Below are 24,462 nucleotides of genomic sequence, written 5' to 3' on the forward strand. Positions count from 1 at the left end.
TGTCACAGCGGGGGCTATCCGGGGACGGACGATGATCGGTAAACGCGTAACAGGATCGATCGCGCTGGCGCTTGCGCTCAGCGCCTGCGGCGGGCGCGTCGTGCCGCTTACGACCGAACGGCCACCACTGCGCGGCGAGGAGCGGCCGCGGCCGATGCCGCCCCGTCCGACCAGTGCCGGCCAGGTGATTGCCAGCGGGCGTGGCTTCGACGGCCGCATCGCGCCGGCAACACCGTTGCTGGCGACGCCGGTACAGCCGCTGCCCGGCGCCACCACCGCCGCCGCCGCCGGCGTGGTGCCGGGCCCGGCGATCGATACCTTGCCGATCACCGAGGCGCAGGCGGAGGCCGCGCGGCAGGCGTTTCTGACCAGCTGCCCCGGCTTGATGCGCCGTACCGACACCAGCGGCCTGACCCGCGGCGCCGACTGGCAGACCGCCTGTGCCGCGGCGCGTAGCGTAGCCCGCGGCGGCGCCCGCGATTTCTTCATCACCAATTTCGAGGCGGTTCAGGTCGGCGACGGCCGCGCCTTCGCCACCGGCTATTACGAGCCGGAGATCGCCGCATCGCGTGAGCGCCGCCCCGGCTACGAGGTGCCGATCTATGCCCGGCCCGACGATCTGATCGACGTCGACCTGGGCCAATTCTCGGCCGATCTGAAGGGCAAGAAGATCCGCGGCCGTGTCGACGGCAAGAATCTCATCCCCTATTACGACCGCGCCGCGATCGTCGGCGGGGCGATCGAGCGACGCGCGCCGGTCCTCGCCTGGGGCGCGGACGAGGCGGCGGTATTCTTCCTGCAGGTGCAGGGGTCCGGCCGGCTGCGACTGCCCAATGGCGACGTCATGCGGGTCGGCTATGACAGTCAGAACGGCCGCGACTATACCGGCATCGGCGCGCTGATGAAGGCGCGCGGGCTGATCGGCCCCGGCCAGACCTCGATGCAGGGGATCGTCGCCTGGCTGCGCGCCAACCCCGAACAGGGGCGGGCGATCATGAACGAGAACAAGAGCTTCGTCTTCTTCCGCGAGATCGATACGCCGCCGCTCGGCGCGATGGGCTATGTTGTCAATGGCGGGATCAGCGCCGCGGTCGACACCAAATTCGTCCCGCTGGGCGCGCCGGTCTTCCTGTCGATGGACCGTCAGGATGCCACGGGCCTGTGGGTGGCGCAGGATACCGGCGGCGCGATCAAGGGGGCCAACCGCTTCGACACCTTCTGGGGCGCCGGCCCGGTGGCCGAGGCGACCGCCGGAGGCATGGCGGCGCGCGGCACCGCCTTCGTGCTGCTGCCGATCGGAACGCTGAGCCGGATGCAGACCGGTGCGCCAGCTCAACCCTGACGAAGCCGCACTATGGGCGCGGGTGATGGCGACCGTGCGCCCACTGCGGGCCGCGGCCGCGCCGGCCGGTCCGGTCGCTAAGCCGGCGGTGGTGCCGCCCGCCGCCGCGCCCGCACAGGCGGCAAAGCCGCCGAAGCCCGCCGGGCGCGTGCCGCCACCACGCCTGCCCGTGGCTCCGCCGGCCGCTGCCAAGCCGCGTCCCAACACGCTCGACGGCGGCTGGGACAAGAAGCTCGGCCGCGGGATCGTCATCCCCGACAGTTCGATTGATCTGCATGGTCATAGCCTGGCCTCGGCGCATGCTCTGCTCGACCAGGGGCTGGAGCGGGCGATCGCGCGCGGCGACCGGGTGCTGCTGCTCGTCACCGGCAAGCCGCCAAGGCCGGAGAGCGAGCGGCCCCACGCGCGCGGTGCGATCCGGGCGGCGATCGCCGACTGGCTCGCCGCGTCGCGTCATGCCGATGCGATCGCGGCGGTGCGGGGCGCGCATCCGCGTCATGGCGGGCAGGGCGCGCTCTACATCGTGCTGCGGCGGCGCTGATCCTCAGACGCTGGCCGTCCGGCGGATCACGTCGGCGTAGATGGCCGTCAGCGTTTCGAGATCGGCGACCGCGACCGCCTCGTCGACCTGATGCATGGTCGCATTGATCAGCCCGAATTCGATCGTCGGGCAGAGTTTGGACAGGAAGCGGGCATCGGACGTGCCGCCGGTCGTCGACAATTCGGCCTCGATCCCGGTCTGTGCGAGGATGGCGCCGCTGACGAGGGCGGTGAGCGCGCCCGGTGCGGTGAGGAAGGCTTCCCCCGAAATCTTGCCGTGGACCCGCGCCTCCGGCGCCTCGGCATGAACGATGTCGGTAACGCGTTCGATCAGGCCAAGCCCGGTCTGTTCGTCGTTGAAGCGGATATTGAGCCGCGCCGCGGCCGCAGCGGGGATGACGTTATGCGCCGGGTTGCCGACGGTAACCTCGGTAATCTCCAGGTTCGACGGCTGGAACCAGGCATTGCCGGCATCGAGCGGCATCGCGTCCAGCGCGGCGAGCGCGCGGACCAGACGCGTCACCGGATTGTCGGCGAGGTGCGGATAGGCGACGTGACCTTGGCGTCCCGGCACGTCGATCCAGATGTTGACCGAGCCCCGCCGCCCGATCTTGACCATGTCGCCGAGCCGGTGGACCGAAGTCGGCTCGCCGACCAGGCATAGGTCGGGCGCGATGTCGCGTTCTGCCATGCGGGCGATCAATGCCGGAGTGCCGTAGGTCGCCGGTCCTTCCTCGTCGCCGGTGATCAGCAGGCTGAGCGGTCCGCCGCCGTCGACCCGCGACGCTGCCGCCGCGAAGGCCGCGACCGCGCCCTTCATGTCGACCGCGCCCCGGCCATGGAGGAGGTCGCCGCGTACCTCTCCGCTCCACGGCGATCCGGTCCAGCCCTCGCCGGGCGGCACGACGTCGACATGGCCGGCGAAGGCCAGGTGCCGCCCGATGCCGTGCCGGGTCGCGATCATATTCTCGACCGGACCGTCTGGCGCCTCCCCGCAGACGAAGCGGTCGACGGCGAAGCCGATACCGGTCAGCGCCGCCTCCAGCACATCGAACACCGGTCCGCGCGCCGGCGTCACGCTGTCGGCGCGCAACAGCGCCTGGGTGAGTGCGACAACGTCGATCATGTGGCTCACCGTGCCGGCTGCTCGAACTGTTCGATCACCCAATCTTCTTCCTGTGCCGCGGCGATCCAGTCCTGCAGGAAGGGATGCTGTACGACCGCGTCGATATAGGCGGCGGCGAAGCGGGCGATCGGCAGCTGATAGGTCAGGATGCGGGTGACGACGGGCGCGAACATGATGTCCGCCGCGCCGAAATCGCCGAACAGATAGGCGCCGTCACCGCCGAAGCGGGCGCGCGCCTGAGCCCACAATTCCATCACGCGGGCAAGGTCGACAATGACGTCGTCGTCCGGCCGCTGCGCGGGAAATTGCTGGCGGATGTTCATCGGATGCTTGCGGCGCAGCGCGGTGAAGCTGGAGTGCATTTCCGCCGCCATCGACCGCGCCATCGCGCGTGCGGCGTCGTCCGCCGGCCAGAAATGCTCGCGTCCGACCTTGTCGGCGAGATAGTCGACGATCGCCAGGCTGTCCCACACCACGGCATCGCCGTCCCACAGGATCGGTACCTTGCCGCTCGACGGCGCGAACTCCGCCCCCTCGCGCCGCCGGTCCCATTCGGCGTCGTAGAGCGGCACGACCACCTCTTCGAACGATATGCCCGACTGCTTGCACGCCAGCCAGCCGCGCAGCGACCAGGAGGAATAGGCCTTATTGCCGATGATGAGCTTCATGACGCGCAGGCGTAGCGGCGTGGGGAGGGGAGGTCCAGCGGGCGGCGTGCAGCCACATCCGTCATTCCCGCGAAGGCGGGAATCCAGACGCGCTGGCGTGTATGTTGTCAGATGTCAGAGGTTCTGGATCCCCGCCTTCGCGGGGATGACGGCGCTGGGGCTTAGCCGATCGCTTCCAGCACCGCAGCGCGCAGCTCGGGAATGCCGAGCCCACCCTCACTCGACGTCGCCAGGATATCCGGATGCGCCGCCGGCCGCTTGCGCGCGTCCTCAGCCGTCCGCGCCATGACATCGGCCAGGTCGGTCGCCTTGACCTTGTCGGCCTTGGTCAGGATCAGGCGATAGCTGACCGCCGCCTTGTCGAGCATGCCCAGGATCTCGCGGTCGACGTCCTTGATGCCGTGCCGTGAATCGATCAGCACCAGCACGCGCTTCAGCACGTCGCGCCCGCGCAGATAGTCGTTGACCAGATACCGCCACGTCCGGACGACGTCCTTGGGCGCCTTGGCAAAGCCATAGCCCGGCATGTCGACCAGCCGGAATGCGGGCGCCTCGCCATTGCCCGCGACGTCGAAGAAGTTGAGTTCCTGCGTCCGCCCCGGCGTGTTCGAGGTGCGCGCGAGCGCGTTGCGCCCGGTCAGCGCGTTGAGCAGCGACGATTTGCCGACGTTCGACCGCCCGGCAAAGGCGACCTCCGGCACGTCGGGATCGGGCAGGAACTTCAGGCTCGGCGCCGACTTCAGGAACGCCACCGGCCCAGCGAAGGTCCGGCGCGCCGCCTCGATCAGTTCGGGCGTGAAGCCTTCGTCCAGCGGCGTACCGTCCTCGCTCACTTGGCGATGACCGTCGTCTTCGCCGCAGCGGTCTTCAGCTCGGGATGGCGGGCATAGAGGACCTGCTGCTGAATGATCGCGAGGAAATTGGACGCGATCCAGTAGACCTGCAGGCCGACCGGATAGCTGGCCATCACGAACATCAGCACCCAGGGGATGACCGCGAAGACCTGCTTCTGCGTCTCGTCCATCGGCGCCGGATTGAGGCGGAACTGGAAGAACATCGAGATGCCGAGCACGATCGGCACCACGCCAATCGCCAGCATGTGCGGCGGGGTGAAATTGAGGAAGCCGAACAGGTTGACCGGGGTCAGCGGGTCGGGCGCGGACAGATCCTTGATCCAGCCGAAGAACGGCTGATGCCGCATTTCGATGGTCAGCATCAGCACCTTATACAGCGCGAAGAACACCGGGATCTGGATCAGGGTCGGCAGACAGCCGGCGAGCGGGTTCGCCTTTTCCGTCTTGTACAGCTCCATGACCTTCTGCTGCATGACGACCTTGTCGTCCTTGTAGCGGTCCTGGATCGCCTTCATCTTCGGCTGCAACGCGCGCATCTTCGCCATGCTGGCGAACTGGCGCTGTGCGATCGGGAACATCAGGCCGCGGATGGTGATCGTCAGCAGGATGATCGCAACGCCGAAATTGCTGACCATGCGGAACAGCCAGTCGAGATAGGTGAAGATCGGCTTTTCCAGGATCTCGAACCAGCCCCAATCGATCGCCTTGTCGAACTTGGCGACGCCCTGCTGGTTCTCATACTGCTGGAGCAGCTTCACTTCCTTCGCACCGGCGAAGAAGCGGCTGGTCTGGGTCAATGCCTTGCCGGGCGCGAGCAGCTTCGGCGCGAAGGCGTAATCGGCCTGATACTGCTTGTCGCCGCCGGAGCGGAACTGGCCGTCGAACTGCGCCGCCTGATCGGGGACGAGGGCGGTCAGCCAATATTTGTCGGTGAAGCCGAGCCAGCCGCCTGTGGTGGTGAACCGGTCGGGCGCCTGGTCGATATCCTTGAAGTTGACGCCGTAATGCGCGCCGCCATTGTGGACGGACATCGGCCCGGTGTGGATCTGCCAGGTGCCGGGGTCCTTGGACACGCCGACACGGCTGACATATCCATAGGGGGCGACCGGCACCGGCGCGCCGCCGGCGTTCGCCACCGTCTGCGTCACGGTGAACATATAGCCGTCGTCGACCGACAGGCGAATCTGGAAGCGTTGGCCGCGCGCGTTCTGCGCCTGCAGCGTCACCGGCTGGCCAGGCTTCAGCACCGGCGCGCTCGCCTGCCACACCGTGTCCGCGGCGGGCGGGCTCAGCCCCTCGTCACGCCAGCCGAAGCCGGCGAAATAGGCGTCCTGCGACCCCGCCGGCGACAGCAGGCGGATCGGCGGCGAATCCTTGCGGATGTCCTGCTTGTACTTGACGAGGACCAGGTCGTCGATCCGCGCGCCCTTGAGGTTGATCGAACCCTTAAGCGTCGGCGTGTCGATGGCGACCCGCGGCGTTTCCCGCAGCACGAGGTCGCGGTTGCGGATCGCGGTCGGATTGTCGGCGGCGGGATCGGCCGACGGCTGTGGCAAGGCCTTGGACTTGCCCTTCTCGATCTTGGTCACCGGCGGATTGGCCACCGGGAAGAACTTCCCCTGGATCAGTGGCCAGGCGAACAGGATCAGGGCCGCGAGGACCGCGAACAGGACAAAATTCTGACGTTCGTTGTTCAAGGTCCGACCCCAATTCTACGGGACGGGATCGGGTCCGTACCCGCCCCAGGGATGACAGCGCGCGATCCGTTTCGCCGCCAGCCAGCCCCCCTTCAGCGCGCCATAGCGGCGAAGCGCCGTAATTGCATAGGCCGAACAGGAGGGTTGGTAGCGGCAGGACGACGGCAGGACGACCGAGGGGCCGACCTGCCAGAGTCGCACGAACACGATGAGCAGCCGCGCGATCATTTGCGCCGCTTCGGCGGGCGAGGACCGCGGGCAGGCGCCGATTCGCCGCGCGCGATCTTGCCCAGCGCCTTGCCGAACTCGCTGCGCAGAGCGGCAAAGTCGCGCTCGACGCCGCCGTCGCGGCCGATCAGCACATGGTCCGCACCGCGGATGCCACCGGTCGGCAACAGCTCGCGCGCCAGCGCCCGCAACCGCCGCTTCATGCGGTTACGGACGACGGCATTGCCGATCTTCTTGGTGACGGTGAAGCCGACGCGAATCGTCGCGTCACCGTCGTCGCGGGGGCGCACCAGCAGGACGAAGCCCGGCATCGGTGCGCGCAACCCCGCATTCGCCGCCACGAAATCGCGGCGGCGGGTCAGCGTCAATATGTCGGCGTCGCCGACAGGGGGAATTACGCTGACAGCTTCTTGCGGCCGCGCGCCCGGCGCGCGCGGATCACCGAGCGGCCGCCGACCGTCGCCATCCGCGCCCGGAAGCCGTGGCGACGTGCCCGCACCAGGTTGCTCGGCTGAAAGGTCCGCTTCATGGTTCATTCCTCGAATACGTCGAAATAGAAAAGGGCCACCACGAAGGGCGGCCGGATGGTCGGGGCGCTTACCCGCAAGGTGGCGGCAAGTCAACGCGAGCGCAGCTGCTTGTCGCGGGCGTGGCGGCGCAGCGCCGACCGGCGGCGCATCGCGCGGTCGACCAATCCGCCGAGCCGCGGCCAGCGCCGCTTCAGCCGCACGAAGCGCACCTGCGCCCAGCGCGAATTGCGCAGGATCAGCACCAGTCCGCCAGCAAACAGGAAGATGCCGCCCGGCCCGGGCAGCGGCGCCACGACGCCCGCCCCGACGATCAGCAGCACGCCCGCCGTCAGTTGCAGGATGCGCAGGGCGGGGTGGCGATCGCTCATCGACGTTCCATCTGGTGGTGGTGCCATAGGAGCGCAAGACACCGGCAGGCCGGATTCGCACCTATGTATAGCTATGGCCGGCTGCGTGACATCGCAGCAGTCCGGGGGCAAGGCATGGCGGCGATCGTACGGACGGTGGCGTATCTGGGGCTGGAGGCGCGCGCCGTCGAGGTGCAGGTGCAGCTGATCCCCGGCCTGCCTGGCTTCTACGTCGTCGGGCTCGCCGACAAGGCGGTAGGGGAGAGTCGGGAGCGGGTGCGCGGTGCCGTCGCCGCTCTCGGTCTGGCGCTGCCGCCGAAACGGATCGTCGTCAATCTGTCACCCGCGGACCTGCCCAAGGAGGGGTCGCATTTCGACCTGCCGATCGCGCTCGGCCTGCTCGCGGCGATGGGCGTGATCGATAGCGAGGCGCTGGCGGACTATATCGTCGTCGGTGAGCTCGGCCTCGATGGGCGGATCGCGTCCTCGCCCGGCGTGCTGCTCGCCGCCCTCCATGCCGGGGCGGAGGGAGCGGGGCTGATCTGTCCGGCGGCGCAGGGGGCGGAGGCGGCCTGGGCGGGATCGGTGGAGGTGCTCGCCGCGCCGGACCTGCTGGCGCTGATCAACCATTTCAAAGGGCACGGCCTGCTCGCCCCGCCGCCGGCGGGCGAGGTGGACGCGCCGCCGCCCGGACCGGACCTCGCCCAGGTCAGGGGGCAGGAGGTGGCCAAGCGCGCATTGGAGATCGCCGCCGCCGGCGGGCACAATCTGCTGATGATCGGACCGCCGGGCGCCGGCAAGTCGCTGATGGCCGCGTGTCTACCCGGCATCCTGCCCCCGCTCGATGCGGGCGAGGCGCTGGAAGTGTCGATGGTCCAGTCGGTGGCGGGAACCCTTGCCGGTGGCCGGTTGACGCGGGCGCGGCCCTTCCGGGCGCCGCATCACAGCGCATCGATGGCGGCGCTGACCGGCGGCGGCTTGAGGGTCAAGCCGGGTGAGGTCAGCCTCGCGCATCTCGGCGTTCTGTTCCTCGACGAACTGCCCGAATTCCAGCGAGCCGTGCTCGATTCGCTGCGCCAGCCGCTGGAGACGGGCACGGTCACCGTCGCCCGTGCCAATGCCCATGTCACCTTTCCCGCCCGCGTCCAGCTCGTCGCGGCGATGAACCCGTGCCGCTGCGGTCATCTCGGCGATGCCAGCCTCGCCTGCGCCCGTGCGCCGCGCTGCGCCGCCGACTATCAGGCCAGGGTGTCGGGGCCGCTGCTCGACCGTATCGACCTGCATGTGGAGGTCGCCGCCGTCACCGCTGCCGATCTCGTGCTGCCGCCCGCGCGCGAGGGATCGGTGGCGATCGCCGCGCGGGTGGCAGCGGCGCGGGCGGTGCAGGCGGCACGCTATGCCGGGGAGGGCCCGCGCACCAATGCGGAAGCGGGCGGCAAATTGCTGGAGGCGGCCGCCACGCCCGATCAGGCCGGACGCACCCTGCTTGCCCAAGCGGCGGAGGCGATGCGCCTCTCCGCGCGCGGCTATACGCGGGTGCTGCGTGTCGCCCGCACGATCGCCGATCTCGCCGGCAGCGAAGGCGTAGGCCGGCCGCACGTCGCGGAAGCGCTGAGCTATCGCCGCCGCGCGCCGGCCAACTGATTCGCGACGTGCCGGTTGATCCCGCCGCCGCCATCGGCTACCGCGCCGATCTTCGCTGCCCCTGTGGCGAAATTGGTAGACGCATTCGACTCAAAATCGAACGCCGCAAGGCATGCTGGTTCGAGTCCGGCCAGGGGCACCATCTTCTTCTGTCATCATTGGACCGCAGGGCAATGCTACTCACATTGACCGGTTATGAGTCCATTTCGGATTGACTTTTCCACGTTCGTTCGCTAAACGTTCTCCTGTCGGGGGCGGAAGCGATGATGCATTTGTCGGAGTTCGAGCGACGGCGGTTGTTTGCGGATTGGCTGCGCACGGGGTGGCTGCCGCAAGCCGCGAGCGACGATGGTCGCGAGCTCAAGTTCAATCCATGGCATGATCCGGCAGATGGACGTTTTACCACGCGGGGAGGCGGGGGAACGGCCTCCGGAAGAGGCGCAGGGGCTGGCGCTCGTCGGGCAAGCCTCCGGTCGTCGCGGGACGCAGCGGCGATCGCGGGGTCGGCAGTCCGTCCAAGGGCTACGCCCCAGAACACGGCGGGACGAGCAGCGGAGTCGGCGCGATCCGACGTGTCGCACGGACGCGCGATCAATCAGTCGAGCGGCAATAGTCTCGTCGACTTCGCCGGCGGCGTTGGCGAGGGACTGTACGCCGCAGGCAAGGCGACGGTCTCGGACACTTATGCTCTCGTGACAACGAATCCGGTGACGACCATGCGGGAGACCAACGCAGGCGTCGCGGCCATGCTGGATCATGCGATCGCTGCCGAGGACACGCCGGCCTATCGGCAGATCGCGCGGGCGGGGCGAGCCGTGGCGAACGCATCGGCCCGAGATGTTGGTCGTGTCACCGGGCGGGCCGTCGGAACCGTCGCGATCGGGGCCGCGCCTACGGCGGGGCTTTCCCGGTTTGCGAACCTTCGGCGGCTGAGGATGGCGAGAGTGCGTCCGACCATCGAGCGGCCGGCGATCACTTGGTCCAAGGAAACACTCAAGAAAGGCCGGCCTTCCACGCTTTACAACGATGCCGCTCCGGGAGCGCGGCCCGGTCTGGCGCCGACCTTGATGCGACGGATGCCGAATGGCGCGATGCGACCGGTCAAGTTCGACGGCATCGACGGCGAATATATGGTCGATCGCAAGTGGAAGGTTGTCGATCTCCCACACGCAAGGGCACAGGTGCTGCGGCAATCAAAGGCGTTGGCGCAGAACGGCATCCACGGGATGTGGGAAGTTCCCGATGCCAAGCAGAAGGTCAAGGCCTTCAAGATCTTGAGGAATGCCAAGGTTACCAACATCAAAGCCAGGGTGGTAGAGCCATGATCGCTTCGCAGGTCGCACGCATCATTGCCAATGTCGTCGTTCAGCTGAGCCTGACCGATGAGGAGGATTTGCATCCCGACACGGCCGTCAGCATGCTGGAAAGTCTCGCGGCGGATGTGGATGAACTCGACAAGCCCTTCCTGCGCCAGGTCGTGGATGCGTTTCCGATCATCGCGCAGGATTATGAGGGGGAAGCACGGCAGTTGGTGCTCGACATCCCAGCGGGTTTCTTTCTCGAAGACACACTGGCTGAGGATGACCCCGTGGGGTCGACTGAGCTAACAGGGCTGCACGATGAGCAGGAGTGAGCGGGTGAGGGGCCTGGCAAGCCGGAGTGGCATAGGGGCGGTCGAAGCTAGCTTGGTGACGTCGCGATGACTTTGCTCCGTGCAGGCGTTGCGCTTGATCTCCGGATGGGGCGTGATGCGACCTAGTCATCGTTCGCCTGTGCAATTCAGCGGTTTCTACCGTCGACGGCATCGGATTTGCGATGGGCAGCACGAGGGGGCAACGGCGTCGACTGCTTCGGTGTCATAACCAGGTCGATGGACGAGCCAGCCCGGTTCGGATTACGGGGTCGGTGCGTCATGCCATGGCCGAGGGTCATGCGGTCGTACCCTTGCTTTCCGTAATCGTCAGGCCCATCTCATGATCAGGTACGGCGGTTGCGGGCCTCCCCCCGGTGCTCCCGCCGTGCCACCACGGAGTGCCGCTTGGTCGCGTGCGACACTCTGCGACACTTCGTCCGTCGATCGTGACAAGCCAGTGCAACAAATCGCGTCTAGCGATTTTGCGCACGGCGGCTGGAACAGCTAAGGGACGGGACGATGGGGTCGCCGCTACGCGGCTTTTGTGCGGGGTTCGTGGTCGGTTCGGCGATAATGCTGTCCGACGCCAAATTCGGGGCGGGTATGATGTCGGCGAAGCCGGGTTCTTTCTGGATGTACGTGCTGGCGGGCGCGTTGATGATCATCGCGTCGACGATCGCGATGCCGTTCCTCAGTTTGCGTAAGGCGCGCTGATCGACCGTTCGCGCTCGTGGCGCGGCAACGCATCGATGGCCACGTCCCGCATTGGGACACTCCGTTATCGTATAAGGGGGCGCGCCGCGTCTCGTCGCGCCCCCCGTCTCGTCCAAAACCGGTGTCGGTGATCAGGCCTTCACATGCTGCGAGATGTACTTGTTCATCTCGAACATCGTGACCTTGTCCTTGCCGAACACCTTCTTCAGCTTGTCGTCGGCGAGGATCTCGCGCTTGTTCTCCGGGTTCTGCAGGTTGTTGGACTTGATATAGTCCCACACCTTGCTGATCACCTGGCTGCGCGGCAGCTTCTCGTTGCCGACCACGGCGCCGAGCTCTTCCGAGGGCTGAACGGGGGCGTGGATGCCGCCGGTCTTGGTAGTGGTAGCCATCGCATTCCTTCCTGTTACGCCCGGTCCGTGTCGCCGGGCGGAGCGATTCACGCCTTCTTGAGCGCGCCTGCCTTGTGCGCCGCCTTTCCGCCGTTGTCACTCTCTACGATGTACTGCGGCTCCTCCTTCGAGGCGCGGACCGTGTGACCCTTGATCTTGGTGTCGCTGGTCACTTTCTTCTCGACCTCGCCATGGGCGGTGCCGCCGTGGCTCTTCCAGGTGACGTCGTCGCCTTTCTTCAGGTCCTGTGCCATGTCTCTCTCCTCATCTTGATCCACCGCAAAGCGCGTCAATGCGGCAAAGAGTTGCATTGTGCGGCGGGGCTGGGCGGGCGGCGCGGGGTGGGGAGCCCACTGGCCGATCCCGGCGTTCGCACCTATGGTCGCCCGCCGCCGCGCAGGCCGGCGGCGACAGGAGGACAGAGCAACGATGACCGATAGCCGCGCGACACCCGACGACGGCGACCTCGTGGCCGCGGCGCCCGCAGGCGAGATTCCGGCGGACGTGGCGGAGGCGGTGCGCACGCTGATCCGCTGGGCCGGCGACGATCCGACGCGCGAAGGGCTGATCGACACGCCGCGCCGCGTCGCCAAGGCGTGGCGCGAATATTGCGCCGGCTATGGCGAGGACCCCGCCCATCATCTGTCGCGGGTGTTCGAGGAAGTCGGCGGCTATGACGAGATCGTGCTGCTCAAGGACATTCCGTTCCAGTCGCATTGCGAACACCATATGGCGCCGATCATCGGCAAGGCGCACATCGCCTATCTGCCCAAAGACCATGTCGTGGGCATCTCCAAGCTCGCTCGCGTCCTGCACGGCTTCGCCCGGCGGCTGCAGGTGCAGGAACGGCTGACCGCGGAGGTCGCCGATTGCATTTGGGAAAATCTGAAACCCGTCGGGGTCGCGGTGGTGATCGAGGCGAGCCATGCCTGCATGACGGCGCGCGGTGTCCGCACGCCGGGCGTGTCGATGGTGACCAGCCGCATGATGGGCGTGTTCCGCGACGACGAGCGCAGCCGCAAGGAGGTGCTGTCGCTGATCGGTCTCGCGCACGCGTGACGGCGGCTGCGGCAGCCGAGCGCTGGGTACTCGTCACCGGCGGCGCCAAGCGGCTGGGCGCGGCGATCGCACAGGCCTGCGCGACCGCCGGCTGGCGGCCGGTAATCCATTACGGTGCATCGCAGGAGGAGGCGGAGACGCTGGCCGGGGAATTGCACGGCGTCGCGGTGCGGGGAGATCTCGCCGATACTGCCGCGGTGCCGACGCTATTTGCCCGCGCCCGCGCCGCCGCCGGCGCGCCGATCGCCGCCCTGGTCAACAGTGCCTCCCGCTTCGAGTTCGACCGGCCGGAGGCGATCGACGCTGCGCTGGCCCAGCGCTTGCATCAGATCAACGCGGTGGCACCGGCGCAACTTGCCGCCGCGCTCGCTGCCCAACCTGACGTCGCCGACGCTGCCGTGGTCAATCTGCTCGACCAGAAGCTCGCCAATCCCAATCCCGACTTCTTTTCCTATTCGATGGCCAAATTCGCGCTCGCCGGCGCGACAACAATGCTAGCGCAGGCGCTGGCACCGCAGGTTAGGGTCAATGCGGTCGCGCCGGGGCTGACGCTGAAAAGCGGCGATCAAAGCGACGCCGAGTTCGACCGCGCCGCGCACAAGAACCTGCTGCGGCGTCCGGTCGGCGCCGAGGCCGTGGCGGAAGCGGTCGTTTATCTGCTCAGCGCGCGCAGCGTCACCGGCCAGACCCTATACGTCGATTGCGGTCAGCGCTTCCTGCCAAGCGGCGGCGACATCATGTTCGAGGATCGCGATGGCTGACTATACGACGATCCTCGACGGGCTGGAGGTTGCGATGCGCCTCGGCATCCATCCGCACGAGGCGCTGCCACAGCGGGTGCGTATCTCGGTCTGGCTCACCGTCGACTATTCCGCCCCGCCCAGCGCCGACCGGATCGAGGAGGTGCTCGATTACGATTTCATTCGCGACGGCATCCACGCGCTCGCAACCGGACCCGGCTTCGCACTGCAGGAGACGCTGGTCGAGGCGATCGCTTCGCTTTGCCTCGGTGATCCGCGCGTGCGGCAGGTCCGGGTCCGGTCGCTGAAGATGGACGTCTATCCAGACGCGGCGGTGGGGTGCGAGATCGTGCGCGGCCGGTGACGCCGCCGATCCTGTCGTCTGCCTAAATGCCAGGTCCAGCCCCGGTTCAGCCGACGACCGCTACCTCGATCATCGGGATCATACCCGTGTTGGAGTCGAGGTTATGCAAGGATTTCGAATCGCGCTTCTGTCCATCCTGGCCGGCGGTGCCGCGCTGACCGCCACGAGCGCCAGCGCTCAATCGGCAGGCTACGACCGTTGGCAGGCGGATCGCGCCTATCATGGCGCCGACGTCCGTGCGCAGCAGGCCTGGAACGACGAGCGCAACGCCCGGACCGCCGCGCATTACGGCGATTACCGTGCGGCGGACGCCTATGCCCGCGCCGCCTCCTTTCACCGCGAACAGGCTCGGCGTGACGCGCGTTTTGCGCGGCACGAGGACCGCAGGGCGCGTCACGATTACTGGCGCGGCTGGTAAGGGAAGACGTCCATCCGTCGCTCGGCCCGACGCCGGGCGGCGGCAGGCGCCTAGCAGGACGATGGTCGATCGAGCCGGCCCATCGGCTCCGTCTGTCTGATCGGCGCGGTGGCAGCTAGCGATGCAGGGCCATGGCGGGCGAATTGATCGCCGTGAACATCAGGCAGAACAAAGTCAGCTGATTGTCGTCGGTGACGTTCATTTGCCAATGACCATCGAGCCAAAGATCGGTGCCGAGCTCTCGGATCAGATCGCCTGCCAGTCGCACCGCCATTCGTTGTGCTGCCGCAAGGTCGCGGCATTCATGGCCCGTCAGATCGGGAAGATTGATCCCGTCCTGCACATGAAAATAGTATCGCGGCACACCGCCTCCTCCGCCAGGCGAAAGCGGTAGACCCGAGTTTGAGCGCCGTTAGCAACTTAGGTCAGTCTGTCTCCGATTTTTTTTCCATGAGTGTTGCCGGCATCGCGCGTGATGTCTTGAGACCGGCCAAGACGCATCTCTCGGCAACGAGAAGGACGGTCGCTGCCGTTATGCCCCTCAAAGACTTTCTCTCGGTCAGGACATGGAAGTGGCGAGATGGGCGCGGTTCGCTGCGCTGAGCACGGCGCGGACACTCGCCGTGGCAATGTCCGAGTCCATGCCGACGCCGAATACCGTCCGCCCATCCGCGGTCCGGCATTCGACATAGGCGGCCGCCTGCGCATCGGCACCATGACCGATCGCATGTTCGCTGAAGTCCGCAACGTCGAGCGCCGGTCCGGTCGTCTCCGCCAGCGCGGCGATGACGCCCGAGATCAGGCCGTTGCCGCGCCCGCTGATCGACCGCTCCTCGCCGTCCACCGCGACGCGTCCGACGAACAGCCGATCGCCCGCACTGCCGCGTTCCTCATAGTCGCGCAGCACGAAGCGATCGTCGTCACGGGGCAGATAGGTCGTCTTGAACCGACCCCAGATGTCGGCGGCGCCAAGCTCGCGACTGGTCTCGTCAGCCAGCGCCTGAACGTGGCGGCTGAAATCGGCCTGCAGCCGTTTCGGCAGCTTCAATCCCTTGTCCTGCTCGAGGATCCAGGCGACGCCGCCCTTGCCACTTTGCGAGTTGACGCGAATCACCGCCTCGTAGCTGCGGCCGAGATCAGCCGGGTCGATCGGCAGATAGGGGACTTCCCACATATCGTCGTTGCGCGCCGCCTGCGCCGCGAAGCCCTTCTTGATCGCGTCCTGATGCGATCCCGAAAAGGCGGTGAACACCAACTCGCCGGCGTAGGGCGTGCGCGGATGGACGGGCAGGTTGGTGCAATGTTCGACCATGTCGACGATGCCGTCGATGTCCGACAGGTCGAGGCCGGGGTCGACGCCCTGGGTGTACATATTGAGCGCGACCGTGACGAGGTCACAATTGCCCGTGCGCTCACCGTTGCCGAGCAGGCAGCCCTCGACCCGGTCGGCGCCCGCCATCAGGCCCAACTCCGCCGCCGCGACGCCGGTGCCGCGGTCATTGTGGGTATGCAGCGAGATGACGACCGTCTCGCGGTTCGGGATATGGCGCCCGAACCATTCGATCTGGTCGGCATAGACATTGGGCGTGGCGCATTCGACCGTCGCCGGCAGGTTGAGGATCAACGGCTTGTCCGTCGTCGGCTGCAACACATCCATCACCGCCGCACAGACCTCGACCGAAAACTCGAGTTCGGCGGTGGAGAAGGTTTCCGGGCTATATTCGAAATGCCAGTCGGTGCCGGGATAGCGGGCGGCCTGGTCGCGCAGCACCTTGGCACCTTCGACCGCGATGGCCCGCACCTCGTCGCGACTCATCCCGAACACGATCTTGCGCCACGCCGGCGAGACGGCGTTGTACAGGTGCACGATCGCACGCGGCGCGCCTTCCAGGGCGGCGAAGCTGGTTTCGATCAGGTCGCGGCGCGACTGGGTGAGCACCTGCACGGTTACGTCGCCCGGAATCCGATCCTGGCGGACGAGGCCGCTGATGAAGTCGAACTCGGTCGCGCCGGCGCTCGGGAAGCCGACCTCAATCTCCTTGATGCCGACCTTGCAGATCAGATCGAAGAACCGGCCTTTCTTGTCGGCATCCATCGGGTCGATCAGCGCCTGATTGCCATCTCGCAGGTCGGTCGACAGCCAGCGGGGAGCGTGGGTGATGGTGCGGCTCGGCCACTGCCGGTCGGGCAGGGGCACGGTGGGGAAGGGGCGGTACTTGGTCGAAGGATCGCGGAGCATGTCGTCGGGTTTCCCGGCTCTGGCCGCGACGGTCGGGACTTCGCGGCGTTAGATGGCGCTGGTGCGAGGTCGGCCCTTGAAGGCGGCGCGCGGGCGCACGACCACCCTCAAGGGCGGATAAGTCGAAGAAGGCGCGCGCTAATCATGCTGGCCGCGTCATGCCGGCCTCATCGAAACTTGTCCAGCACGACAAAGGTCATGATCGCGAACCGTTTTGTTAACGGGTTGATGTTAGCCGCAATCGGGTACGAGCGGGGGCTCATTAACCCAGGTTGTAAAGGGCCGGAACATGCGCCAACTCGTCTATATCAGCACCGTCCGGCGGGGTATCGTCGCCGACGCCGATGCGATTCTGGCGCAGTCGCGGCGCAACAATGCGCGCGATCGCGTCACGGGTTTGCTGTTCTTCGACGGCAAGCGCTTTCTGCAGGCGCTGGAGGGCAGCGATGCCGCGGTCGATACGACCTTTGCCCGCATCCAGGCCGATCCTCGCCATCACGCGCTGGTGCTGCTGTCGAGCCGCGAGATCGAGGCGCGCGAATTCGGCGAATGGGCGATGGCCTATGCCAAGCCGGGTGAGGCCGGGGATGCGCTGGAGCGCGTGCTGCGCCTGTCGGAGGGCGTCGACGCCGCGGTGCGCGCGACGTTCGAGGGGTTCGCGCGGGTACGCCGGGCGGCCTAAGCCGCGCCGGCGTCCGCATCGTGTTTATTAAGCGGTGAAAGCGGCGTGGATGTGCAGCTTCACCGTGTCGGAGACGACGGGGGCATAAGCGCCGACGCCGAAGTCGCTGCGCTTGATCGTCGTGGTGCCGTCAAAGCCGAAATTCAGCTTCTTGTTCATCGGGTTGGTGCCCGCGCCGATGAAGGTCGCGTCGATCGTCACCGGCTTGGTCTGGTCCTTGATCGTCAGATTGCCGGTGATCGTCGCCTTGTTGCCGCCGCGCGGCGTCACGCCGGTCGAGACGAAACGCGCCGTCGGATATGTCGCGGCGTCGAAAAAGTCCTTCGACTGAAGGTGCTTGGCAAACGGGGCCGCGGTCGTGCTGAGCTGGTCGACCTGGAACGTCACCTCGACCTTGGCGGCAGCGGGCTTGGCCGGGTCGATGGTGATCGAGCCGCCCGACGCGCCGAACATGCCTTCCAGGATCGAGAAGCCCATGTGGTTCACTTCCCAAGAAACCTGAGTGTGGAAGGGGTCGACCTGATAGGTGCCGGCCGGGACCTTCGTTGCCGGCTGACCGGGCTGTCCGGGGGCGGTCGGAATGATCTGCGCGGCGGCAGGAATGGCGACCGCGGCGACCGCGGCGGCGAGAATAAGGCGCATGGATGGTCTCCCTGAATGACAGGGCTGTTTGACCATAACGCCGACGCGCCGGGAAGTGCCGGAACGGAAACGATCGGTTGCGGGCCGCCGCCCTCATCCCGCCGGCGCACCACCGGAGCGAGATGAGGGCGGCGGCGCTTCGTTTAGTTCTTCGCCTTGTCGACCAGCTTGTTGGCGCCGATCCACGGCATCATGGCGCGCAGTCCCGCGCCCGTCTTCTCGATCGGATGCGCTTCCGCCGCCTTGCGTGCGGCCTTCAACTCGGGTTGGCCGGCGCGGTTGTCGAGGACGAAATTCTTGACGAAACGGCCCGACTGGATGTCGGCGAGCACCCGCTTCATCTCCTTCTTCGTCTCGTCGGTGATGATCCGCGGGCCGGTCGTGATGTCGCCATATTCGGCGGTGTTGCTGATCGAATAGCGCATGTTGGCGATGCCGCCCTCATAGAGCAGGTCGACGATCAGCTTGGTCTCGTGCAGGCACTCGAAATAGGCCATCTCCGGTGCATAGCCGGCGTCGACCAGCGTCTCGAAGCCGGCCTGGATCAGATGGGTGATACCGCCGCACAGCACCGCTTGCTCGCCGAACAGGTCGGTCTCGCACTCTTCCTTGAAATTGGTCTCGATGATGCCGGAGCGGCCGCCGCCAACGCCACTGGCATAGGCGAGCGCGATGTCATGGGCGTTGCCGCTGGCGTCCTGGTGGATCGCGATCAGGCAGGGGACGCCGCCGCCGCGGACATATTCGCTGCGCACGGTATGGCCCGGCCCCTTGGGGGCGATCATGATCACGTCGATGTCCGCCGGCGGTTCGATCAGGCCGAAATGCACGTTGAGGCCGTGGGCGAAGGCGATCGCACTGCCCGGCTTCATGTTGCCCTTCAGGTCCTGATCCCAAATCGCCGCCTGATGCTCGTCGGGGGCGAGCATCATCAGGATGTCGGCCCAGCCCGCAGCTTCCTTGTTCGACAGCACCTTGAAGCCCGCGGCCTCGGCCTTGGCGGCGGACGCCGAGCCGGGCCGCAGCGCGATCGCGACGTCCTTGACCCCCGAATCACGCAGGTTCTGGGCGTGGGCATGGCCCTGCGAGCCGTAGCCGAGGATCACGATCTTCTTGTCGGTGATCAGGTTCAGATCGGCGTCGCGATCGTAATAGACCTTCATGTTCTACTTCCTTGTCCTTCCCGCGAAGGCGGGAATCCAGACCCGCAGACGCTAGTGCTTATGGATACCCGCCTCGGCGGGGATGACGAAAGGGGTGGAGCTAAGCGGCGTCCTTGCCCCGCGCGATGGCGACGATGCCGGTGCGGGCGACCTCGACCAGGCCGACCTCGCCCATCAGTTCGACAAACTTGTCAATCTTCTCGCTTGTGCCGGTCACCTCGAAGACGAAGGAGCCGATCGTCGCGTCGACGACGCGGGCGCGATAGACCTCCGCCAGGCGCAGCGCCTCGATCCGGTGGTCGCCGCTGCCCGCCACCTTGACCAAGGCCAGCTCGCGCTCAACGTGCGGGCCTAAAGCACTGAGATCGGTAACTTTATGTACCGGTACCAGCCGGTCAAGCTGGGCGATGATCTGCTCCATCACCGGCGGCGAGGCGCTGGTGACGATGGTGATCCGGCTGACCGCCTTGTCGTGGGTGATCTCCGACACGGTCAGGCTTTCGATATTGTAACCGCGCGCGGTGAACAGGCCGGCGATCCGGGCGAGGATGCCCGGTTCGTTGTCGACGATCACCGACAGCGTATGTCGTTCGGCGGCTTCGGTCTTGATGTGCATCCGGATCGTCACCCCGGCGAATGCCGGGGTCTCCCTGTTCTTTGAGCGGGTTCTGGCGGCTTGAGTCCCCAGCGTTCGCTGGGGTGACGATCATGTCAAACCAGCGCCTTGGCCTCATCGTCCATCGTGCCCGACACCTCGTTCGCTTGCAGGATCATGTCGGTATGCGCCGCGCCCGACGGGATCATCGGGAAGCAATTGGCGAGCTTCGCGACGCGGCAGTCGACGATCACCGGTCCATCATGGTCGAGCATCGCCTGGATGCCATCCTCCAAAGCGTCGCGCGCCTCGATCCGAATGCCCTTCCAGCCATAGGCCTCGCCCAGCTTCACGAAGTCGGGCAGGCTGTCGGAATAGCTTTCGGCATAGCGGCTCTCGTAGGTCAGCTCCTGCCACTGGCGCACCATCCCCATATATTCGTTGTTGAGGATGAAGATCTTGACCGGCAGCCGATATTGCGTCGCCGTTGCCAGCTCCTGGATGTTCATCTGGATCGACGCCTCGCCGGCGATGTCGATGACCAAAGCCTTGGGATTGCCGAGCTGCGCGCCGATCGCCGCGGGCAGGCCATAGCCCATCGTGCCGAGACCGCCGCTGGTCAGCCATTTGTTGGGCGCGTCGAAGCCGAAATGCTGCGCCGCCCACATTTGGTGCTGACCGACCTCGGTAGTGATGATCGGGTTGCGCGCATGCGTCGCCTCGAACAGCGCACGGATCGCGCGCTGCGGCATGATCTCCTCGCCCGCTTCCGGAAAGTCGAGGCATTTCACCGCCCGCCAGCCCTCGATCCGGCGCCACCATTCGCGCGTATCCGGCCGCGGGTGCTGACGCGCCTTCCAGACGCGGATCATGTCCTCCATCGCGTGGCCGGCGTCGGCGATGATCGCCAGGTCGACGCGCACGTTCTTGTTGACGCTCGACCGGTCGATGTCGATGTGCACCTTGCGGCTCGTCGGGCTGAACGCGTCGAGCCGGCCGGTGACGCGATCGTCGAACCGGCTGCCGATCGCGACGACCAGATCGGCCTGGTTCATCGCCATATTGGCTTCAAAGGTGCCATGCATGCCGAGCATGCCGAGGAACTGGGGCGACGAGGCCGGAAAGGCGCCGAGGCCCATCAGCGTCGAGGTGACCGGCGCGCCCGTCACCTTGGCCAGCTCGCGAAGCAGCTGCGAGGCGGCGGGCCCGGCGTTGATCACGCCGCCGCCGGTATACAGGATCGGCCGTTCCGCCGCGGCGAGCATGTCGACGACCTGCTCGATCTCGCTCGGTCGCGCCTTCACCTGCGGGCGATAGGTCTTGTGCTGGATCGCACCGGGCTTGGTGTAGCGGGCGGTGGCGACCTGCACATCCTTCGGGATGTCGATCACCACCGGACCGGGGCGGCCCGAGGTGGCGATATGGAACGCCTCGTGGATCACCGGACCGAGCCGCGCCGGGTCCTTCACCAGATAGTTGTGCTTGGTGCAGTGGCGGGTGATGCCGACGGTGTCCGCCTCCTGGAAGGCGTCGGTGCCGATCAGCCCGGTCGGCACCTGGCCGGTGATCACCACCATCGGGATCGAATCGAGCAGGGCGTCGGTGATGCCGGTGACGGCATTGGTCGCACCGGGGCCGGAGGTGACGAGCACCACGCCCGGCTTGCCGGTCGAGCGGGCATAGCCCTCCGCCGCATGCGTCGCCGCCTGCTCGTGACGGACCAGGATGTGCTTGATCCGGCCCGAGCGGAACATGGCGTCGTAGATCGGCAAGACCGCGCCGCCGGGATAGCCGAACACGACCTCCACGCCGAGATCGCACAGCGCCTCGACCAGGATGTCCGCTCCGCTTTGCTCCGCCACGATAACCTCCGTCCGTATACTGCCGGTGAGGGCTGGGCGGTTAGAGGGCGGCGGAAGCAGGGTCAACCCGGATTCGACAACAAACGATCGATTTTACCAATCAAATCGACAGAATCTTTCGCGGCGACCCAATTCGGTGGTGGTTGGTGACGGAACCACGTGTATTGCCGCTTGGCATAGCGGCGGGTGTCGATCTGCACCTGCGCCAGCGCGGCGGCCCGCGTCGACCTGCCCTGCAGCCAGGCGGCGATCGGCGGCACGCCGATGGCACGGCGGATCGGCGCGTCTGCGGGAACGTCGTCGCGGGCGAGCAGCTGTGCCACCTCCTGCTCTGCGCCCTCGGCGAACATCTGCTCGCAGCGACGGTCGATCCGTTCGACGAGCCGCTCGCGGTCGGGCAGCAGGATGGCGGCGGCGAGCGTTACCGCGTCGGCGATGCCGCCGACGCGCTCGCTTTGCCAGGCGGCGAGGGGGCGTCCGGTCGACCGGATCACCTCGAGCGCCCGCGCCACCCGCGTCGTGTCGGCCGGGGCGAGCCGTACGGCGGCGGCGGGATCCTCCCGGGCGAGCATCCGATGCGCGTCGGCGACGGGCAGGGCGCGGACGGCGGCGCGGATCGCCGGATCGATCGGCGGCACGGGCGCGATGCCGTCCAGCAGGGTGCGGAGATACAGGCCGGTGCCGCCGACGAGGATGGGCAGCCTGCCCGCAGCGTGCGCGGCGTCGATCGCGAGCTTCGCCTCATCGGCCCAGCGGGCCGCCGAATAGCCGGCGTCGGCGGCGTCGACATGGCCGAACAGGCGATGCGGGGCCGCTGCCGCCTCGGTTACGCTCGGCCGCGCCGTGAGGATGCGCAGGTCGGCATAGACCTGGCTGGCATCGGCATTGATGACGACACCGTCGTGTCGCCTGGCGAGCAGGATGGCGGCGGCGGACTTGCCGCTCGCGGTCGGCCCTGCGATGAGCGCCAGCCTGGGACGGGAGACGATGGTGTTCACGGCGACGCTCATAGCAGCAGGGACGTTCGATGCAGGCGATTTGTCAGCGGCGGCCGACCGGCTGGCGCAGGCAGGGTGCGGCCCGTCCGCGCCGATGTGGATCGACGTGGGGCAGGCGGCGGATTTGCCGTTCGCTGAGGATCCCATCGCGGCCCGCGCGGCACTGGACGGCGTCTTCGCCGGCATCGACGTCGTCGTGCAGCCGACCGCTAGCCGCGCCAAGACGCTGATCGTCGCCGACATGGATTCGACGATGATCACCGTCGAATGTATCGACGAGCTCGCCGATTATGCCGGCATCAAGGCGGAGGTGGCGGCGGTCACCGAACGCGCCATGCGCGGCGAATTGGATTTCGAGGCTGCGCTGGACGCGCGGGTCGCGCTGCTCGCCGGCCTCGACGAAGCGGTGATCGCCGCATGCCTGGCGGAACGGGTCACGATCATGCCGGGCGCGAAGGCGCTGGTGCGGACGATGCGGGCGCGGGGCGGGCAGGCGATCCTGGTGTCGGGCGGCTTCACCCGCTTCGCCGAGCCGGTGGCGGCGGAGATCGGCTTCGACCGCGCCATCGCCAATCGGCTGCTGATCGAGGACGGGCGGCTGACCGGCGCGGTCGCCAAGCCGATCGTCGGGGCCGCCACCAAGGAGACGACGCTGCGCGAGGCGATCGTCACGCTGGGCATCGATCCGGCGCGCAGCCTGGCGGTCGGCGACGGCGCCAACGATCTGGCGATGATCCGCGCGGCGGGGCTGGGCGTCGCCTATCATGCCAAACCGATCGTCGCCGAGGCGGCGGCGGCGCGGATCGATCACGGCGACCTGTCGGCGCTGCTCTACGCGCAGGGGATCAGGCGCGCCGACTGGATCGCCTGATCCGACCCAGCCTCGAGCGTCAGGGCGCGACCACGACGCAGGACACGCCCGATGCGCTGCACGCCCGCTGTGCGGCGGCCTTGCTGGCGAAACCGCCCGCCTGCAACCGGGTCAGGGTGCCGGCGCGGGCGTAGACAGGCTTGGCCGCGCCGAGCCGGCCACGCACCTTCGCCCATTGCGCTTCGGCATTGGCCTGACTGCTGAACGCACCGAGCTGGATGCGCCAGCCGCCGGCCGCGGGAGCCGCGACGGGCGCGGGCGTCGAACGCTCGGCGGCCGGGGCAGGGCGATGCGGCGCGGGCCGGGTCTGGACGGGCTGTTCGACGATCCGGTCGGGCACCGGCCGGTCGGGTGCCGGCGTGCGCGGCGCCGGGCGAGGCCGGGGGCGTTCGGCCTCGACGCGCGACGGTGGCACGTCGGCACTCGCTACCGCGCGCGTCGGCATGCCGGCCGCCGGACCGGCGGGCATGCGATATTGCGCCGCCATCTGCTGCGCGAGCGCGGTGCCGCGTTCGCGATCGGCGGGCGTGATATATTGGTCCATCTGCGCCAGCGTCTGCGCCGCCGGCTCCGCCGCAGCGGCCATCTTCGACTGGGCCGCCAGGGTCATCAGCGCATAGGCGCGGGGATAATTGACCGGTAGGCCGTCACCGTTGAACAGCATCGTGCCGAGGACGAGCTGCGCCCGCGGTTCGCCGCGAGCAGCGGATTTTTCCAGCCAGGGTGCGGCATCGGCCTTCTTGCCAGCCTGGAACAGCGCGAGGCCGTAATTGTCCTGGGCCTGGAAATGCCCCTGCACCGCCGCCTTGCGGAACCAGCTTTCCGCCAGCACCGGGTCGAGCGGCACGCCGCGGCCGAGCTTATAGGCCTGGCCCAGGTTGAACTGCGCATCGGGGTCGCCCGCCACGGCCGGCCCGCGCCACTGGTCGACCGCGGTCTTGTAGTCGCCTCGGCCCCAGGCATCGACGCCCGCCTTGACGTTCTGCGCGACGGCCGGCGCGACCGCCAGCATCAGCCCCGCCGCGACGCCAATTCCCGGCATTATCTTCGCGAAACGCATCATTCGCCCCCTTCAGCCCTTTCCGCCACCATGCCCGGCGATGCGACGGAAGGC

At 67.4% G+C, this 24,462-nt stretch carries 30 protein-coding genes and 1 tRNA gene; 13 read left to right on the forward strand and 18 right to left on the reverse strand.

Going from position 1 to position 24,462, the window contains the following annotated elements:
- Positions 1–31 precede the first annotated feature (31 nt).
- Together mltA and D9601_RS03400 are read left to right on the forward strand one after the other, a co-directional pair.
- Entirely contained in the window at positions 32–1,342 is a 1,311-nt protein-coding gene (mltA, locus tag D9601_RS03395) for a murein transglycosylase A (protein ID WP_232473793.1), read from the forward strand.
- Positions 1,343–1,367: 25 nt separating this feature from the next.
- Positions 1,368–1,883 carry a Smr/MutS family protein gene (locus D9601_RS03400; protein ID WP_198352506.1) on the forward strand — a complete coding sequence of 172 codons (516 nt, stop codon included), beginning with the start codon at positions 1,368–1,370 and terminating at the stop codon, positions 1,881–1,883.
- A 3-nt stretch (positions 1,884–1,886) separates the two neighbouring features.
- Here D9601_RS03400 and dapE read toward each other — a convergent pair whose 3' ends face one another.
- From dapE to D9601_RS03440, 8 genes are all read right to left on the reverse strand, one after another.
- Positions 1,887–3,008, reverse strand: a complete 1,122-nt coding sequence (gene dapE, locus D9601_RS03405) for a succinyl-diaminopimelate desuccinylase (RefSeq protein ID WP_198352507.1) — start codon at positions 3,006–3,008, stop codon at positions 1,887–1,889.
- A 5-nt stretch (positions 3,009–3,013) separates the two neighbouring features.
- Positions 3,014–3,676 carry a glutathione S-transferase family protein gene (locus D9601_RS03410; RefSeq protein WP_198352508.1) on the reverse strand — a complete coding sequence of 221 codons (663 nt, stop codon included), beginning with the start codon at positions 3,674–3,676 and terminating at the stop codon, positions 3,014–3,016.
- Positions 3,677–3,837: 161 nt separating this feature from the next.
- A complete protein-coding gene (gene yihA / locus D9601_RS03415) occupies positions 3,838–4,509 on the reverse strand; it encodes a ribosome biogenesis GTP-binding protein YihA/YsxC (RefSeq protein ID WP_332837882.1) in 672 nt (223 codons plus the stop codon).
- Positions 4,506–6,227, reverse strand: a complete 1,722-nt coding sequence (yidC, locus tag D9601_RS03420) for a membrane protein insertase YidC (protein WP_198352509.1) — start codon at positions 6,225–6,227, stop codon at positions 4,506–4,508. The genes yihA and yidC overlap by 4 nt, the downstream gene beginning before the upstream one ends.
- A gap of 15 nt (positions 6,228–6,242) precedes the next feature.
- Complete coding sequence (yidD, locus tag D9601_RS03425; RefSeq protein ID WP_198352510.1) at positions 6,243–6,455, reverse strand: membrane protein insertion efficiency factor YidD; 213 nt, start codon at positions 6,453–6,455, stop codon at positions 6,243–6,245.
- Positions 6,452–6,823 (reverse strand): ribonuclease P protein component, encoded by a 372-nt coding sequence (rnpA, locus tag D9601_RS03430; RefSeq protein ID WP_232473794.1) that lies wholly within the window; start codon positions 6,821–6,823, stop codon positions 6,452–6,454. Before rnpA ends, yidD begins: the two co-directional genes overlap by 4 nt.
- 26 nt (positions 6,824–6,849) lie before the next feature.
- Positions 6,850–6,984, reverse strand: coding sequence for a 50S ribosomal protein L34 (gene rpmH, locus D9601_RS03435; RefSeq protein WP_076743215.1), 135 nt, complete (start codon positions 6,982–6,984; stop codon positions 6,850–6,852).
- A gap of 90 nt (positions 6,985–7,074) precedes the next feature.
- Entirely contained in the window at positions 7,075–7,353 is a 279-nt protein-coding gene (locus D9601_RS03440) for a hypothetical protein (protein WP_198352511.1), read from the reverse strand.
- A gap of 114 nt (positions 7,354–7,467) precedes the next feature.
- On the opposite strand from D9601_RS03440, the gene D9601_RS03445 reads away from it, so the two are divergent.
- The 5 genes from D9601_RS03445 to D9601_RS03465 all read left to right on the forward strand — a co-directional run bounded on the left by D9601_RS03445 (position 7,468) and on the right by D9601_RS03465 (position 11,323).
- Positions 7,468–8,976, forward strand: coding sequence for a YifB family Mg chelatase-like AAA ATPase (locus tag D9601_RS03445; RefSeq protein ID WP_198352512.1), 1,509 nt, complete (start codon positions 7,468–7,470; stop codon positions 8,974–8,976).
- Between the two features lie 57 nt (positions 8,977–9,033).
- Positions 9,034–9,118: transfer RNA gene (locus D9601_RS03450), tRNA-Leu, on the forward strand.
- A gap of 430 nt (positions 9,119–9,548) precedes the next feature.
- Entirely contained in the window at positions 9,549–10,301 is a 753-nt protein-coding gene (locus D9601_RS03455) for a hypothetical protein (protein ID WP_198352513.1), read from the forward strand.
- Positions 10,298–10,609, forward strand: a complete 312-nt coding sequence (locus D9601_RS03460) for a hypothetical protein (protein ID WP_198352514.1) — start codon at positions 10,298–10,300, stop codon at positions 10,607–10,609. Before D9601_RS03455 ends, D9601_RS03460 begins: the two co-directional genes overlap by 4 nt.
- A 519-nt stretch (positions 10,610–11,128) precedes the next feature.
- A complete protein-coding gene (locus tag D9601_RS03465; protein WP_232473795.1) occupies positions 11,129–11,323 on the forward strand; it encodes a hypothetical protein in 195 nt (64 codons plus the stop codon).
- Positions 11,324–11,454: 131 nt separating this feature from the next.
- On the opposite strand, the gene D9601_RS03470 is transcribed toward D9601_RS03465, so the two are convergent.
- Both D9601_RS03470 and D9601_RS03475 read right to left on the reverse strand, forming a co-directional pair.
- Positions 11,455–11,715: an SWIB/MDM2 domain-containing protein gene (locus D9601_RS03470; RefSeq protein WP_198352516.1), complete on the reverse strand. Its 261-nt coding sequence runs from the start codon at positions 11,713–11,715 to the stop codon at positions 11,455–11,457.
- Between the two features lie 47 nt (positions 11,716–11,762).
- A complete protein-coding gene (locus D9601_RS03475) occupies positions 11,763–11,969 on the reverse strand; it encodes a DUF2945 domain-containing protein (protein WP_198352517.1) in 207 nt (68 codons plus the stop codon).
- 175 nt (positions 11,970–12,144) lie between these two features.
- Here D9601_RS03475 and folE point away from each other — a divergent pair, with 175 nt between their 5' ends.
- The 4 genes from folE (at position 12,145) to D9601_RS03495 (ending at position 14,296) form a co-directional block, all read left to right on the forward strand.
- A complete protein-coding gene (gene folE, locus D9601_RS03480; RefSeq protein WP_198352518.1) occupies positions 12,145–12,774 on the forward strand; it encodes a GTP cyclohydrolase I FolE in 630 nt (209 codons plus the stop codon).
- On the forward strand, positions 12,771–13,535 hold the full coding sequence (locus tag D9601_RS03485) for an SDR family oxidoreductase (RefSeq protein ID WP_198352519.1): 765 nt from the start codon (positions 12,771–12,773) through the stop codon (positions 13,533–13,535). Before folE ends, D9601_RS03485 begins: the two co-directional genes overlap by 4 nt.
- Positions 13,528–13,878: a dihydroneopterin aldolase gene (locus D9601_RS03490; protein WP_198352520.1), complete on the forward strand. Its 351-nt coding sequence runs from the start codon at positions 13,528–13,530 to the stop codon at positions 13,876–13,878. The genes D9601_RS03485 and D9601_RS03490 overlap by 8 nt, the downstream gene beginning before the upstream one ends.
- A 103-nt stretch (positions 13,879–13,981) precedes the next feature.
- Positions 13,982–14,296: a hypothetical protein gene (locus tag D9601_RS03495; RefSeq protein WP_198352521.1), complete on the forward strand. Its 315-nt coding sequence runs from the start codon at positions 13,982–13,984 to the stop codon at positions 14,294–14,296.
- A gap of 115 nt (positions 14,297–14,411) precedes the next feature.
- On the opposite strand, the gene D9601_RS03500 is transcribed toward D9601_RS03495, so the two are convergent.
- Positions 14,412–14,660 (reverse strand): DUF6894 family protein, encoded by a 249-nt coding sequence (locus tag D9601_RS03500; RefSeq protein WP_443024690.1) that lies wholly within the window; start codon positions 14,658–14,660, stop codon positions 14,412–14,414.
- Positions 14,661–14,855: 195 nt separating this feature from the next.
- Entirely contained in the window at positions 14,856–16,535 is a 1,680-nt protein-coding gene (gene leuA / locus D9601_RS03505; protein WP_198352523.1) for a 2-isopropylmalate synthase, read from the reverse strand.
- Between the two features lie 289 nt (positions 16,536–16,824).
- Here leuA and D9601_RS03510 point away from each other — a divergent pair, with 289 nt between their 5' ends.
- A complete protein-coding gene (locus tag D9601_RS03510; protein ID WP_198352524.1) occupies positions 16,825–17,217 on the forward strand; it encodes a BLUF domain-containing protein in 393 nt (130 codons plus the stop codon).
- A 27-nt stretch (positions 17,218–17,244) separates the two neighbouring features.
- On the opposite strand, the gene D9601_RS03515 is transcribed toward D9601_RS03510, so the two are convergent.
- From D9601_RS03515 to miaA, 5 genes are all read right to left on the reverse strand, one after another.
- Entirely contained in the window at positions 17,245–17,859 is a 615-nt protein-coding gene (locus D9601_RS03515; RefSeq protein WP_198352525.1) for a YceI family protein, read from the reverse strand.
- A 143-nt stretch (positions 17,860–18,002) separates the two neighbouring features.
- Positions 18,003–19,022 (reverse strand): ketol-acid reductoisomerase, encoded by a 1,020-nt coding sequence (gene ilvC / locus D9601_RS03520; protein ID WP_198352526.1) that lies wholly within the window; start codon positions 19,020–19,022, stop codon positions 18,003–18,005.
- Positions 19,023–19,122: 100 nt separating this feature from the next.
- On the reverse strand, positions 19,123–19,638 hold the full coding sequence (ilvN, locus tag D9601_RS03525; protein ID WP_198352527.1) for an acetolactate synthase small subunit: 516 nt from the start codon (positions 19,636–19,638) through the stop codon (positions 19,123–19,125).
- 95 nt (positions 19,639–19,733) lie between these two features.
- Positions 19,734–21,479, reverse strand: a complete 1,746-nt coding sequence (locus tag D9601_RS03530) for an acetolactate synthase 3 large subunit (protein WP_198352528.1) — start codon at positions 21,477–21,479, stop codon at positions 19,734–19,736.
- 62 nt (positions 21,480–21,541) lie between these two features.
- Positions 21,542–22,489 carry a tRNA (adenosine(37)-N6)-dimethylallyltransferase MiaA gene (gene miaA, locus D9601_RS03535; protein WP_198352529.1) on the reverse strand — a complete coding sequence of 316 codons (948 nt, stop codon included), beginning with the start codon at positions 22,487–22,489 and terminating at the stop codon, positions 21,542–21,544.
- Between miaA and serB the strand changes: the two genes are divergently transcribed.
- A complete protein-coding gene (gene serB / locus D9601_RS03540) occupies positions 22,470–23,348 on the forward strand; it encodes a phosphoserine phosphatase SerB (RefSeq protein ID WP_198353359.1) in 879 nt (292 codons plus the stop codon). The genes miaA and serB overlap by 20 nt on opposite strands.
- Before the next feature lie 19 nt (positions 23,349–23,367).
- Here the strand turns inward: serB and D9601_RS03545 are convergent, their stop codons facing one another.
- On the reverse strand, positions 23,368–24,411 hold the full coding sequence (locus D9601_RS03545) for an SPOR domain-containing protein (protein WP_332837884.1): 1,044 nt from the start codon (positions 24,409–24,411) through the stop codon (positions 23,368–23,370).
- Positions 24,412–24,462: the final 51 nt, after the last annotated feature.

It is taken from the genome of Sphingomonas sp. MA1305, assembly GCF_016107325.1.
Taxonomy (GTDB): Bacteria; Pseudomonadota; Alphaproteobacteria; order Sphingomonadales; family Sphingomonadaceae; genus Sphingomonas.

Coding starts and splice junctions, on each gene's coding strand:
- mltA (WP_232473793.1), top strand. CDS start 32: ATGATCGGTAAACGCGTAACAGGATCGATCGCGCTGGCGCTTGCGCTC.
- D9601_RS03400 (WP_198352506.1), top strand. CDS start 1,368: ATGGCGACCGTGCGCCCACTGCGGGCCGCGGCCGCGCCGGCCGGTCCG.
- dapE (WP_198352507.1), bottom strand. CDS start 3,008: ATGATCGACGTTGTCGCACTCACCCAGGCGCTGTTGCGCGCCGACAGC.
- D9601_RS03410 (WP_198352508.1), bottom strand. CDS start 3,676: ATGAAGCTCATCATCGGCAATAAGGCCTATTCCTCCTGGTCGCTGCGC.
- yidD (WP_198352510.1), bottom strand. CDS start 6,455: ATGATCGCGCGGCTGCTCATCGTGTTCGTGCGACTCTGGCAGGTCGGC.
- rpmH (WP_076743215.1), bottom strand. CDS start 6,984: ATGAAGCGGACCTTTCAGCCGAGCAACCTGGTGCGGGCACGTCGCCAC.
- D9601_RS03440 (WP_198352511.1), bottom strand. CDS start 7,353: ATGAGCGATCGCCACCCCGCCCTGCGCATCCTGCAACTGACGGCGGGC.
- D9601_RS03445 (WP_198352512.1), top strand. CDS start 7,468: ATGGCGGCGATCGTACGGACGGTGGCGTATCTGGGGCTGGAGGCGCGC.
- D9601_RS03460 (WP_198352514.1), top strand. CDS start 10,298: ATGATCGCTTCGCAGGTCGCACGCATCATTGCCAATGTCGTCGTTCAG.
- D9601_RS03465 (WP_232473795.1), top strand. CDS start 11,129: ATGGGGTCGCCGCTACGCGGCTTTTGTGCGGGGTTCGTGGTCGGTTCG.
- D9601_RS03470 (WP_198352516.1), bottom strand. CDS start 11,715: ATGGCTACCACTACCAAGACCGGCGGCATCCACGCCCCCGTTCAGCCC.
- D9601_RS03475 (WP_198352517.1), bottom strand. CDS start 11,969: ATGGCACAGGACCTGAAGAAAGGCGACGACGTCACCTGGAAGAGCCAC.
- folE (WP_198352518.1), top strand. CDS start 12,145: ATGACCGATAGCCGCGCGACACCCGACGACGGCGACCTCGTGGCCGCG.
- D9601_RS03490 (WP_198352520.1), top strand. CDS start 13,528: ATGGCTGACTATACGACGATCCTCGACGGGCTGGAGGTTGCGATGCGC.
- D9601_RS03495 (WP_198352521.1), top strand. CDS start 13,982: ATGCAAGGATTTCGAATCGCGCTTCTGTCCATCCTGGCCGGCGGTGCC.
- leuA (WP_198352523.1), bottom strand. CDS start 16,535: ATGCTCCGCGATCCTTCGACCAAGTACCGCCCCTTCCCCACCGTGCCC.
- D9601_RS03510 (WP_198352524.1), top strand. CDS start 16,825: ATGCGCCAACTCGTCTATATCAGCACCGTCCGGCGGGGTATCGTCGCC.
- D9601_RS03515 (WP_198352525.1), bottom strand. CDS start 17,859: ATGCGCCTTATTCTCGCCGCCGCGGTCGCCGCGGTCGCCATTCCTGCC.
- ilvC (WP_198352526.1), bottom strand. CDS start 19,022: ATGAAGGTCTATTACGATCGCGACGCCGATCTGAACCTGATCACCGAC.
- ilvN (WP_198352527.1), bottom strand. CDS start 19,638: ATGCACATCAAGACCGAAGCCGCCGAACGACATACGCTGTCGGTGATC.
- miaA (WP_198352529.1), bottom strand. CDS start 22,489: ATGAGCGTCGCCGTGAACACCATCGTCTCCCGTCCCAGGCTGGCGCTC.
- D9601_RS03545 (WP_332837884.1), bottom strand. CDS start 24,411: ATGATGCGTTTCGCGAAGATAATGCCGGGAATTGGCGTCGCGGCGGGG.